General features: G+C 60.8%; 13 protein-coding genes. 8 read left to right on the plus strand and 5 right to left on the minus strand.

Annotated features, from left to right (window positions below):
* Positions 1 to 40 precede the first annotated feature (40 nt).
* From QM609_RS03510 to QM609_RS03520, 3 genes are all read left to right on the plus strand, one after another.
* Positions 41 to 1,648 carry an AMP-binding protein gene (locus QM609_RS03510; RefSeq protein ID WP_050654553.1) on the plus strand — a complete coding sequence of 536 codons (1,608 nt, stop codon included), beginning with the start codon at positions 41 to 43 and terminating at the stop codon, positions 1,646 to 1,648.
* Between the two features lie 127 nt (positions 1,649 to 1,775).
* Positions 1,776 to 2,060 (plus strand): hypothetical protein, encoded by a 285-nt coding sequence (locus QM609_RS03515; RefSeq protein ID WP_042924918.1) that lies wholly within the window; start codon positions 1,776 to 1,778, stop codon positions 2,058 to 2,060.
* Positions 2,061 to 2,098: 38 nt separating this feature from the next.
* Complete coding sequence (locus QM609_RS03520; protein WP_283337012.1) at positions 2,099 to 2,830, plus strand: hypothetical protein; 732 nt, start codon at positions 2,099 to 2,101, stop codon at positions 2,828 to 2,830.
* A gap of 14 nt (positions 2,831 to 2,844) precedes the next feature.
* On the opposite strand, the gene QM609_RS03525 is transcribed toward QM609_RS03520, so the two are convergent.
* Together QM609_RS03525 and QM609_RS03530 are read right to left on the minus strand one after the other, a co-directional pair.
* Positions 2,845 to 4,800 (minus strand): ABC1 kinase family protein, encoded by a 1,956-nt coding sequence (locus tag QM609_RS03525; RefSeq protein ID WP_228232263.1) that lies wholly within the window; start codon positions 4,798 to 4,800, stop codon positions 2,845 to 2,847.
* A gap of 303 nt (positions 4,801 to 5,103) precedes the next feature.
* Positions 5,104 to 5,241, minus strand: coding sequence for a hypothetical protein (locus tag QM609_RS03530; RefSeq protein WP_158656617.1), 138 nt, complete (start codon positions 5,239 to 5,241; stop codon positions 5,104 to 5,106).
* Positions 5,242 to 6,661: 1,420 nt separating this feature from the next.
* On the opposite strand from QM609_RS03530, the gene QM609_RS03535 reads away from it, so the two are divergent.
* Positions 6,662 to 6,961, plus strand: coding sequence for a DUF4259 domain-containing protein (locus QM609_RS03535; RefSeq protein ID WP_228232262.1), 300 nt, complete (start codon positions 6,662 to 6,664; stop codon positions 6,959 to 6,961).
* 34 nt (positions 6,962 to 6,995) lie between these two features.
* Here the strand turns inward: QM609_RS03535 and QM609_RS03540 are convergent, their stop codons facing one another.
* Together QM609_RS03540 and QM609_RS03545 are read right to left on the minus strand one after the other, a co-directional pair.
* Positions 6,996 to 7,172 carry a hypothetical protein gene (locus QM609_RS03540; RefSeq protein WP_167398219.1) on the minus strand — a complete coding sequence of 59 codons (177 nt, stop codon included), beginning with the start codon at positions 7,170 to 7,172 and terminating at the stop codon, positions 6,996 to 6,998.
* A 218-nt stretch (positions 7,173 to 7,390) separates the two neighbouring features.
* Complete coding sequence (locus QM609_RS03545) at positions 7,391 to 8,272, minus strand: alpha/beta fold hydrolase (RefSeq protein ID WP_050654557.1); 882 nt, start codon at positions 8,270 to 8,272, stop codon at positions 7,391 to 7,393.
* Between the two features lie 112 nt (positions 8,273 to 8,384).
* Between QM609_RS03545 and QM609_RS03550 the strand changes: the two genes are divergently transcribed.
* Genes QM609_RS03550 through QM609_RS03560 form a run of 3 tightly spaced genes read left to right on the plus strand, consistent with a single transcriptional unit; the run spans position 8,385 to position 9,925 of the window.
* Entirely contained in the window at positions 8,385 to 9,029 is a 645-nt protein-coding gene (locus QM609_RS03550) for a TetR/AcrR family transcriptional regulator (protein WP_007729967.1), read from the plus strand.
* Between the two features lie 9 nt (positions 9,030 to 9,038).
* Complete coding sequence (locus QM609_RS03555) at positions 9,039 to 9,488, plus strand: FAS1-like dehydratase domain-containing protein (RefSeq protein ID WP_019745537.1); 450 nt, start codon at positions 9,039 to 9,041, stop codon at positions 9,486 to 9,488.
* Positions 9,485 to 9,925: a MaoC/PaaZ C-terminal domain-containing protein gene (locus tag QM609_RS03560; RefSeq protein ID WP_030536527.1), complete on the plus strand. Its 441-nt coding sequence runs from the start codon at positions 9,485 to 9,487 to the stop codon at positions 9,923 to 9,925. Before QM609_RS03555 ends, QM609_RS03560 begins: the two co-directional genes overlap by 4 nt.
* A 77-nt stretch (positions 9,926 to 10,002) precedes the next feature.
* Here QM609_RS03560 and QM609_RS03565 read toward each other — a convergent pair whose 3' ends face one another.
* Entirely contained in the window at positions 10,003 to 10,857 is an 855-nt protein-coding gene (locus tag QM609_RS03565) for a hypothetical protein (protein WP_050654558.1), read from the minus strand.
* A gap of 114 nt (positions 10,858 to 10,971) precedes the next feature.
* Here QM609_RS03565 and QM609_RS03570 point away from each other — a divergent pair, with 114 nt between their 5' ends.
* The gene (locus QM609_RS03570) at positions 10,972 to 12,033 is read left to right on the plus strand and encodes an NAD(P)/FAD-dependent oxidoreductase (protein WP_050654559.1); all 1,062 of its coding nucleotides are present in this window, start codon (positions 10,972 to 10,974) and stop codon (positions 12,031 to 12,033) included.
* Positions 12,034 to 12,122: the final 89 nt, after the last annotated feature.

Raw genomic sequence — 12,122 nt, forward strand, 5'->3', positions numbered from 1 at the left:
ATGCCTCGGTATCGCGGCGCAGACTCTGAAAGGGAAGACGATGCAGTTCAACCTCGCTGATGTATTCGAAACCGTCGCCAGCTCGGTGCCTGATCGCGTCGCCTTGACTTACGAGGGAGAGAACTTCTCCTACGCTGAGCTGGACGCGGAAGCCAACCGAACGGCCAACCTGCTCGCGCAAGCCGGCATCTCGCGCGGCGATCATGTAGCCCTGTTCCTGAAGAACAGCGTCGAACATGTCACGTCGATCCTCGGGTTGATCAAGATCCGTGCGGTCCCGATCAACGTGAACTACCGGTACACACCCGCCGAGCTCGAGTACATCTTCACCAACTCCGACTCGGTCGCAGTGGTCGTGGAACTCCCCGAGCATCAGCGTGTCCTTGCTTCCCTTTTCGGTGCATGCCCGAAGGTGAAGACGGTGATCGTGATCGGCGAGGTCGAGGCCGACCTGGTCGCCGCAGCGAAAGCGCATGAAGTTTCCGTGGTTTCCTTCGACGACGCTCGCGAGATGTCACCGGTAGGGGAGTTCGATTCTCGTTCGGGCGACGACGTGTACCTGCTCTACACCGGCGGGACCACCGGATACCCGAAGGGCGTCATGTGGCGTCACGACGACTTCTTTCGTAAGCCGCTCTCCGGCGGAAATCCGTACGGCGAGGAAGCTCGACAGGACCTCGCCGCGATAGCCAGCGCTGCAAAGGAATTTCCGGAACTCTCGTTCCTCATTGCCGCCCCCCTCATGCACGGCGCAGCGTTGTATTCGCTGTTCACGTTCCTCACCCTCGGCGCGCGCGTGGTTCTACGACGAGAATTCGTTGCGGAGAAGGTCGTCGAAGCGATCGAGAAGGATTCGGTACAGGTGATCTTGATCGTCGGTGACGGCATGGGATTGCCGTTGGTCGACGAGATGGAACGACGCAAAGACGAGGTCGATTTCAGCAGTCTCTTCTCGATCACGTCGGGTGGTGCGATCTGGTCCACCAGCGTTCGGGATCGCATGCTGGCGGTGAAGCCGGACCTGCTGTTGCGCGACAACTTCGGAGCCTCGGAGTCCGGTAACGACGGCGCCTTCTCCATCGACGAGGCGGGGAATCTGCGAATGCCGCCCTCGCCGAACATGATCCTGGTCGACGAGCGGCTCGAAGAGATCCCCGCCGGCTCCGACGACGTGGGCTACATCGCGCGTATCGGAAACGTCCCGCTCGGTTACTACAAGGACGAAGAGAAGACCGCCCGCACGTTCCCGACCCGCGCTGACGGCACCCGTCTTTCGGTGCTCGGCGACATGGGCAAGGTCGAAGCGGACGGCACGATTGTCTTCCTGGGTCGTGGCTCGCAGTGCATCAACACCGGTGGCGAGAAGGTCTTCGCCGAAGAGGTCGAGGCCGCCCTTCACGCGCATCCGGCAATATCGGACGCACTCGTTGTCCCCGCGCCCGACCCGCGCATGGGGCAGCAGGTCGCAGCGGTGATCGCGACCTACCCCGGATCCGACGAGTTGACTCTCGAAGCGGTACAGGAACATTGCCGCAAGACGTTGGCCGGCTACAAGGTGCCGCGCACGATCGTGCTGGTCGATGAAGTCAAGCGAACCCCGGCTGGTAAGGCGGACTACCGCTGGGCGACGACACTGGCCTCGTCCTAGCAGTGTGGAGTGGGTGGCGACAACCTTTCACACGGATTTCACCACGACATAAGAGACATACCGGAAAGATGGCGCAGAGTAAGTCGTTCGCGCCTTGCGTCGTCACTCCACGAAAGGGTCTCAGCTCATGCTCATCATCGGAATACTTCTGTTCGGAATCGTCATCGGAGCGGGAGCCCAGTTGATTCTGGGACAAAGGGCCGCACGAGTGGATTGGACCTTCGCGTTCATCGCGGGAATCGGTGGTTCGCTGGTCGGCGGATTGCTCGTGAGTTTGATTGCAGGCGACGGATTATCATTGCGCCCGAGCGGCATCCTCGGGTCCCTTGCCGGCGCTGTCATCATCACCGCGGGGTGGCAGTGGTACCGCGGGAGGAACGCAACTACAACTACGCGTCCGTCTGATCGCTGATTTCCACAGTTCCGTCAGGGGACGGAGAGCGTCGACATATGACCGAACTACTCGATGAAGTCCTCACCGCACATGGCGGAGTCGAACGTTGGCAGTCTGTTTCAGCGATCACGGCACGGGGACGTTTGGGCGGTCTGCTGCCTCAGCGCTTCCCCGGCAACAAGCTGGCGAAGTTCACGGTCGAGGTTGAAGTCGCCGAGCAACGCACTGTCCTCCAAGACTTTCCGCGTGTCGGCGAGTGCGCTGTGTTCGACAAGGGCGTCGTGCGGATCGAAACTCGTGACGGCGAAGAACTCGGGAGTCGAACCGACCCACGTACAGAGTTTTTCGGGTTGAGTGGAGTCCGGCGCAACCTCCACTGGGACGCGCTCGACACCGCTTACTTTGCCGGCTACGCCTTTTGGAACTATCTGAACGCACCGCTGCTGCTCGCCCGCGACGACATCACTGTCACCGAAGCCGAACCTTGGCAGGAATCCGGGCAGCAATGGCGACGACTACAAGCAACATTTTCGCCAGAAATCGACACCCATTGCCGGCAGCAGACCTTCTATGTCGACAACGGTGGCCTCATCCGCCGTCACGACTTCGTCGCCGAACCGGTAGGCAGCTGGGCGAAAGCTGCTCTCTACTGTGACCATCACCGTCAGTTCGACGGTCTCACCTTTCCCACTCGACGGCGCGTTCTCCCACGGGGCCCAGGCAGTCGCGTTCTCTCGCGGCCGACCCTCCTGGCGCTCGACTTCGACGACATCGAGATCAAGCGATGAAAATCAGTTCTCGGTTACCTGTTGTCGAGTGTGAACAAACGGAACACGGTCCGCATGCACAGAACGACGCCGACGAAGCCCAGTACCGCACTCGCGAGTGCATAGCCCGACAGCTGAGGTGTGAGTTGTGGTCCGCCAGGTACGAACAGAAGGATCGCCGCGACAATCAGCGCGGTCACTCCCGCCGCCATACCCAGGGCGTTGTTCGCCGACCGTCGTAGCCATCGCCTGTCGTCGGGGTGTGCAACCGAGCGAGTGCGAAGTGTGAAGCTTCCCGAGGCGATCGAGGTCGCGATCTGATCGAGCTGACCAGGCAGGCGCCTGACCACCGCGGTTGTGACCGCCGTCGTCGACAGGATGGCCTGCGCGGCTGCAGTCGGGCTGGCGACATGGGTCAACAGTCGGGGTACTTCGGCCCGAACAGCAGCGACGAGGTCGATCTGCGGATCCAGGAGCCGCAGGGCGCGCTCCAAGGACGCGAGCGAACGGAAAGCGGCGGCGACGTCTCCCGGCACTCCGATTCGGTGTTCGCGAAGCACAGTGAACATTCGCGCGAACGATGCCATGGAAACATTGGGTTGGACACTGAGCAGGGTGATCTCTCGGCCCACCTGGTGACGTAGTGCTCCGCGATCAACTTCGGGCGGCACGTCGAATGCCATCAGCATCGCGTCGACTGTCGCCACCGGATCACCTGCGAGGGCAGCGTTGAGGAGCACGGCGAACAAGATCCGTGTCTCGCCGTCCAGAACCCCTACTGCGCCGAAGTCGAGGAGCCCGACCCGGCCGTCATCGAGGATCATGATGTTGCCGGGGTGCAGGTCCGCGTGAAACACCCCGTGGACAAAGATCCCGTCGAGCAACGACGCAAGAAGTTCGTTGGCGACGCTGCTGCGGGTGTCGCGGTCGAGGCCGGTGAGCGCCGACTCACCGTCGGAGAGCGGTGTGCCGTGAAGACGTTCCATCACGAGCACCCGTCCGCTACTGAGGTTGGGGTAGATATGCGGAACGACGATATCCGGGCGGTTCGACATGGTGGAAGCAATCGCGCCGGTATTCGCTGCTTCGGTGCGGTAGTCGAGTTCCTCGAGCAGTGACGTGACGAGGCCCCCGGCGAGTCGGTGAACGCCGATATCGCGTGCCCAGGGAAAACGGGTCTCCGCGCGGGATGACACGCGAAGGAAGATATCGCAATCCACGCTCACTTGTGCGCTCGCCTCGGGGCGTTGAACCTTCACCACAACGTCGACGCCTTCAACCGTGCGCGCGGAATGTACCTGTGCGACAGAGGCAGCGGCGAACGGCTCCACATCGAACCATGCGAACACCGACTCTGGTGCGTCGCCGAGTTCCGATGCCAGTAGCTCCGCAATGCGGACTGGATCAGCCGGTCGTGCCGAACTTTGCAGAGACGAGAGAGTGCGAGCCAACTCGGGTGGTATGAGGTCGTCTCGCGTGCCGAGGATCTGTCCCAACTTGACGAAAGTGACACCGCACCGGTTGATTACTTCCACCAGCGCGTCCCCGAACTGAGGCGCTGATGGCCCAGCACGGAGAGCCGGCCCGCCTCCCGCTCGCACGACGATGCCCATGATCTGGACGTATCGCTTGGTTCGTCGCCACGATTTGCGGCTGCGCTGCAATGCTTCTGGCGGTCCGGGGATGGACCCTGTTGGAAGGACAACTTCGAGGAAAACCAATGCGGCCAGGCATGCTGCGAACACCCAGAGCGCGACAACTCCGAAGAATATGAGCGCTGTTCCTACGCTCACCAGAAGTTGATCGTCCTGGCTGGCAATTCCTGCAAGCGTTGCGACGTATCCCGACAGTGGAACCCCCACCGAGAGTGCTATCACCGCGACCGCAAGGGTTCGCGGCCATCCGACTCTCGTCCCCAGCGTTCGTCGCATCACGCCCGCCAGTGCTGCTGCAAGAAATGGCGTCGTGACGATCCAGACCATCAAGTCCATTGCGATAGCGTAGGGGTTCGCAATCTGCGATACATCCAGGAAAACCCCGAGCCCACCCCGACTGCCGGGTAACAAGCCCGACAGTGCGCAAGCGTCGAACATGCTTGGGCACTTCGGTGTTCATTCGCTCCGATGTCGACTCGTCCTGATCGACCGTCCAAAACTGCGTTCACTGACCATCCGCGAGGCCGAACTGCGCATCATGCTCGTCAGCGATGTCCCGGCCACCTTTCGCGAGGAGCATTACAGCCGAAGAACAGGCTGCGATGGACGCCGAGCAGAAGTGAGACCGAGTGGACTCCTTTAAAGAATGGGGCCGCCGGTGAACAGGTTGAGGAGACTCACCGCGAAGAACTGGACGATCGCTATGGCGGTGGCAAACGGGTCGCCCGCATACGTAGCTTGGTTGACCCATTCGTTTAATGCGTTGATCGAACCCATTGTGATTCCTCCTGAGTAGTGATGGCGTGACTGATTGAAACTGGTGGTGCGACACTCGACACGAGGGACGTCAGTACGGACTCAGCGCAGTTGGGCATATGAGGCCACGAAAGGTCAGTGACGAGCGCCGACAGTACGCTGCGGTTGCGGCCCTCTGTGTTTCGAATGTAGTTCCCCGACTTAGGAATACCGTGAAGGACGGGCGGATTCGGTTACGAGTGTCCCGCGACAGACGACATCGTCAATATTATGATGTCGGCAACAAGCGCGACGACGGCACCAATCGGATTCTGGACAATCCACGAAATTACTTCAGTCATGTTCTCGGTCCTTCCTTAGCGTAAGACGCGTGATCGAATACTCGACCAGCTGTTGCAGTACCCGGCCCCGTTCGGCGAATTAAGCCTTTGCCGAAAATGATTGGCGCAAACAGATAGATCGCACACCGGGGCGTTGAATCAACTCGCCCAATCGTTGCACCTCTATGCTCGGGGTTCGATTCGTTACCAACATCTTTCGGAGAAGGGGTGATCAGTCCCAGCAGCGATCGGTACCCCGCGTGCGAAACCCTTTTCCGTAAACACCTGCCCAGCAACGTCGTAACGTCAGAAGTGGCAGTTGGCGAGGCCGACCGTCTTCTCGAGATCGTGGCGAGTTTTGCTGGGCAGATGTGACACTACCTCGCGGTCTCGCCGGATCAGTCTTCCTTTCGGACATCGATGGCTGTTCTTCGTGTGGTTGTTACACAATCGACGGAATCGCTGTTGGGGGTGGCGATGCGCAGCTATTTCCCCTGCGAATCTTCAGGAATTGCCTGCGACACCCGTGGATACGGATCCTCGATCTCCACCGAGCGCAATTCCGTGTGCCGACAAACATCGCAGTGCTTCCGACCGGATCGATGCACCCAGAACCAATCGCCGTCACGCACAAAGGGCCAGACGGTTCTGGGAAAGACCCAAGCGCTCCTGCAGTTCCCGGCGATCTGTTGCGCCAGTTCGAGTTCACACTTGATCTAACTGGTCGACGCATAGTGGTGTACCGGTAGCCAAAAGAGTCCCGCCGGTCGGTTAGTGTTGACGGTGAGATGCGACGCGGAGGTGGCTGTGAGAATCTGGAACTGGTTGATGCTCAAAATTTCAGCAATCGGTGGGTCGCCGAAGTTTCGGAAGATAGTCGACAGTCCGATTTGGGCGGGCGCCAATGACCGCAAGCTCTGACTGAGCGGGCGGCAGATTCTCCAATTTGCAATTGCCGACCTGCGACTGCGAGCACGCTCACGGCCTGCTGCGACGGCGACGCGACTGTCGACCTGAATTTATCCGCAATCGATATGGGAGGGCTTGTGGGAGTCTGGGGTCCGGGAAACTTTGACAGTGATACCGTCGCGGATGGGTTGGGGGCCCTGACCGGTCGAATCGTGGACGACATCACTGCCGAGTTCGAAGACGATTCGAGTCTGGAGCCGGATGAATGGGGCGGGGAGATGGTGCCGGCGTGGCTCGAGATCCTCACCGATATTGCCCAGACGAAACGAGTCGGTGTGACCTTTCCATCGACGCAAGTGCTGATCGACTGGCGCGATCGATATCTGCGCGTGTGGGATGGCTACATTGACGAACTCGAACCGGACGAGGATCACAAGGTCGCTCGACGTGCAGTGCTCGTCCATACCTTCGAACAGGCCGTCTCCCTCGCAGCCGAGCGCGAACAGGCATAAACCTGGTGCGGCCGCGCTACTGACCATAGATCCGTCAGTTCCCCGGTGGAACGACGGTGAACGTGAACCCTCCGGAAGTCATTGCGTTGGCTCCTTCGAACATCGAACAGAGAGCTTCGGCGGCGTCGGTCGCCAATGCTCGGGCGGCGCTGGGGGTTCGACCTCGGGCCGTCACCGCGAGCCCAGGTACGTCCGCATCTGTGATCGTCAATCGGACTCGTAGTCGGAAGCACTGCCACCGAGTATCTGCGCGAGGAGATGGTCTTCGTCCACCACAGACCTCCCGCCACGACCAAAACGGCGGCGGCAACGGCCACCATTACCTGACCGCGGTGGTCGGAGAGGAATGTTCTCCTCTGTCAGTTGTACCGCCTTGGCCGGCTGATTGACCGGCTTCATCACCACCTTGTCGGCGGCTGGTCCGCGAGATCACGTCCGCTTCGCGTCGTCATGGTTGCGGACGAACTTCATGAGTCGGGGAATCACCCGATCGGGTATGTGTCCCAGGATTCCGTGGCCGGTTCCGGCATAGATCTCCACTTCGGCTTCAGGTACAAGATCAGCTAACCTCGCGGCCACCTGCTCGGGGTTGGAGACCACCGTCTCAGCACCGGAGATTACGAGCATGGGGACCGAGATCGACTGCACTTCTGCATCTTTGAGCATTCGTGCCCACCCGATACCGGGCCGGTAGTTCAGCGCTTCCTTGGCGAGGGCGAACTCGAGGTCGCCGAGAACGTACCCGGGGGACAGCCAATCGTTGAGCTTGCGAATATTCTTGTCGGTGCGGCGCATACCGGCGCGGACCATCTTCAGCAGCACACGCCACGAGGGCTTGTCGAAGACTCCACCCGGTTCGATGAGCGTCACACTCGCCAGTCGTTCAGGAGAATGAAGTGCTACGAGAACGGCATGCCACGCGCCCTGCGAGTAGCCGACCAGGTGGACGCGATCGACCTCGAGTTCGTTCAATACCTCGCTGATCCAGGTGGCGAAGTCGGACTCCCCGGTCAGTGGAGAAGTCTGGACACTGAGGCCTGGTGTGCCGATCGTGTCCAGTGCGTACACGACTCGGTCTCGGCACAGGTCCTCGATGACGATGTGCCATTGCAGACAGTTGGCCCCGAGAGAGTGCACCAGGACGATCGGCGTCTCCGTGCCGGTCCCCGACCTACGGACATGGGTGGTTCCGAACGATGTCGGCACGTCGAGTTGTGTCGACGGAACCGGCCAGGTGCTCTCCAGTTCTCGGTAGATGCTCTGGTACGCCTGCTTTGATGCTTCGTTCTTGAATCGTCCGATCTTCGGCATGAGCCTCCCTCTCGCTGCTTTCAATTTTGATGGTATGACCGTATCACTAATGCGGTACGTGCGTATCATTAACGAGTCAAAGTCATCCATTCGAAAGGGGAAGGACAGCCTCATGCCGCGACTGGTCGACCATGAAGTGAGGCAACGGGAGATCACCGACGCGGTGCGGCGAGTAATTGTCGACGGTGGGCTCGCGGCGGTGACATTTCAGTCCGTTGCTGCCGAGGCCGGGATTTCGGTACGACTCGTGCAGTACTACTTCGGCACGAAGCGGGAATTCCTTCTCGCGACGCATCAAGCTGTGCGTCAGGATGCGGGTGCTCGCTTGATGCAGGAGTTGTCTGTTCTTGGCGCGGAAGCGACACCCCGCGAGGTTATTTCAGCGTTCCTTGTTGGCATGCTCCCACTCGATCGACAACGTCGGGAGGAAGCGATTGTTCTCGGCGCCTTCCACGCTGCCGCACTGACCGGACAAGGAATCGCCGCCGAGGAAACCCTCACTGCCCCAAGAGAGTTGACAGCGCTCATTTCCGGCCAGCTTCAACGAGTGACCAATCGGGACGCGGTTGCGCCGTCAATGGATCCCGACCTCGACGCCGAGCTCATTCTGGCGGCTGTCGCCGGGCTCGCCCAGGGGATGCTTCCCGGCTACGGCACAGCAGAATTGGCGGTCCAGTTGGTTGAGCGTCTCCTCGATCGCATTCTCGGGCCGACGAGACCTCAGGCCACGAATCAACCCGAAGTCGGCCGCCGTTAGTATTCCGGGATGTCTCCTGTGAACCCAGCGCTCGCCGGCCGGGTGTTTCCCTCGTCTTCGTACCTTGTCGGGCGCGAGAAGATTCGCGAGTTCGCTCTGGCGGTGCGTTCGAGCAATCCCTTGCACCATGATGTCGGTGTCGCCAGGGAGGCCGGGTTCGTCGATGTCATCGCACCGACAACATTCACAACCGTTGTCCAGCAACGAGCGATCATGGCACTGCTGCGCACGCCGGATACCGGGCTCGATCCGACTCGTGTGGTCCATACTTCCGAGAAGATCGAGCATCAGCGTCCGATAGTCGCCGGCGATGACCTGTCTACGACACTGACGATTACAGGGGTGACAGTGCGTGCAGGCAGTGCGATCCTGTCGACAGTTTCCGAGATCCACGACGTGACCGACGCTTTGGTAGCAACGGTCACCTCGACGCTACTGGCGCGAGGAGAAGGTGCATGACCGTACCCGTCGTGCCGGTTTTCGAAAACCTCGTCCTCGGTGACATCGTCGCGAAGGTTGATCTGGTCCTCACTCGTGATGACCTAGTTCGCTACGCCGGTGCCTCCGGCGACATGAACCCGATCCATTTCAACGACGCAATCGCTACCGCGGCTGGGCTACCGGGAGTTCTGGCTCACGGAATGCTCACTGCCGGAATTGCTTTGCAGGCCATCGTCGACTGGGTTGGCGATCCGAGTGGTGTGTTCTCGTACGAAACTCGCTTTACTCGACCCGTCGTAGTCGATGCCGTCGATGGTGCTGATCTCTCCATCACTGCGAAGATCGCGCGGATCGACGCCACGATGCGGACAACGCGGATCGATGTCACCGTCACGCACAAGGGCCAGACGGTTCTGGGAAAGACCCAGGCGCACCTTCAGTTCCCGGGCGCCTGACAGGTTTTGAGTGCTGTCACTGGTCACATCGGGACCTACGCATCCGGGCGGGAGATCAACTGCATTGTGGCACAGCACTACCGGAAAGACACCAACAGCTCGTCCGACGCTTGCATCGGTGCGTATCCGTCGGCGATGACGCGCCGACAGCCGTCGAGTTCGACGGTGAGTAATTGTTCCTCGTTCGTAGGACGGTCCACGTAGATCGTCGACGCCACCTCGGTGGCCACCGCGTCACAGTCGGGAGCGGGTGGAAGTCCGTCGAAGGTTTCCGTCGTAGACGATGTGCCTACGAATTCGGTGGAGGAGAATCGGCAGAAAACGCTGCCCGCCGACAGCGATGTCAGCGCCGTTGTACCTGTCGTGGCTGGTCGGTAGGTCGGCGTGCAATGCGACAGTTCGTAGATCTGATCGTCGGACAAAGCTATTCGGTGTTCGGTACTGCCGACCGGTGTCAGTTCCTTGATGGCGGCCAGGCCACCGGGTTTCGGTAGTCCACACGAATCGGAGGGATACCCCGGCCGAGTTGCTCGGCCTCGATCGTCGACCAACCAGAATTGCTCCAGGACAGCCAGGCTGTAGTTGTCACCGCAGCCTTCGGGGAACCAAGTCTTGTGCGCGGACGAGCGGCTCAGCATTTCCACCGCCCGACTGAAATCGCCCTCCCAACGATGAGCAGAGAAGCTGACGGTTCGGTCGGCTGCCACGTTGTCGCTGACAAACGGGTCGCACGTGACGGCGGCGACGGGTACGAAATCGTCCGGAACCGTCGCCGTTGATGTCGTCTGGAGCGGGCCGATCGGATACGGGGTCGCGCACCCCAGCGTCTCGGCGTCGACTATTGCGGCAACGGGACGTTCGGGGGTGGTCACCCGCCAAATGCCGGCAACAGCGAGGATGACGATCACGACTGCGAACCAACGCCAGAGCATGAGCACACCGTATCGGTCCCGATGTGAGCCGAGGCTTAGTCCTCCGTTTACCGCCGAAGTCCTCGCATCCAAATTGAGTGGATCCGTGTTGCGGCTCGCAGATATGGTCCACTGGTGACGCATCCGAATGGTCGAAACGACAGTCCGATCCTGGTGATTGGTGCCGGCGTCGTCGGCGCGTCGATCGCGTATCACCTGGCGCGCGTTGGTCTCCGAGTCACCGTGCTGGAGCACGGCTCGGTGGCGGGAGGGGTGACCGGCAACTCCTTTGCCTGGGTCGGCCTCTCGAAGAGTGCCGCAGAAACTTACTCAGATCCGTTCCGGCAAGGCGCTGCAGTCGAATTCGACCGCCTGGAGCGCGAACTCGTCGAGCCATTCGGTTTGCGCCGCAGAGGCGCGATCACCTGGGAAGAGACGGAAGCGGAGACTCGAGCGTTCGTAGATGCTCATCGAGCACTCGGCCATCCCGTCGACCTCATCGGTAAAGAGGAAATCCTTGCTCGTGAGCCGGGATTGCGGACGGCCCCCTCGGTCGCAGCGTACGCGCCTGATGACGGTGGCGTTGACCCGGTTGCGTTCGCTCGATCGCTCCTGCGAGGTGCCGAAGCATACGGTGCCACAGTGTATTCCGGTGTCAGTGCGCTCGGGGTGTTCGCGGAGGGCATGAGCGTGTGCGGAGTAATGACTGCCGACGGTCCCGTCTATGGGTCGGCCACCGTGCTCGCTGCGGGTACCGCGATTCCTGGACTCGCGGCGTCGGCGGGAGTCGACGTCGAGGTCGACGCCTCCCCGTGTTGCCTCATCAGATTCTCGGCACCCCACCCATTGGTGAACGGAATACTCTCCTCTCCGGATTTCGAGATCCGGCAATTGGACGACACGACACTGATTGCGGCTGAAGATGTTCCGGTCGGGTTCTCCGGAGATGCTCGTGAGCTTGCGGGGCCGACGCTGCACGCGATCCGCAGTCAGCTCGAGGACGGTGACCAAGTGGAACTGATCGAGGCGGTAGTCGCTGACCGTCCCATCCCGCGTGGTGGCCGCCCGCTGCTGGGCTTCGCCGAAGGCGTGTCGGGGCTCTATCTGGCCGCGACGCATCCGGCGATCATTCTGGCCGGAGCAATTGGAGCCCACGTGGCCGGGGACTTCGCCCGAGCGTCAACCCTGGACGGTTAGACGACGACGCCGGAGCCCGGTTCGACAAGGTTCGAGCCGATATTGCGGTTCCTAGTTCTCTCTAGGACACGCGCTAGAGAGCGGGATAT

Origin of the sequence: Rhodococcus sp. IEGM 1302, assembly GCF_030056935.1 — a bacterium.
Taxonomy (GTDB): domain Bacteria; phylum Actinomycetota; class Actinomycetes; order Mycobacteriales; family Mycobacteriaceae; genus Rhodococcus_F; species Rhodococcus_F qingshengii.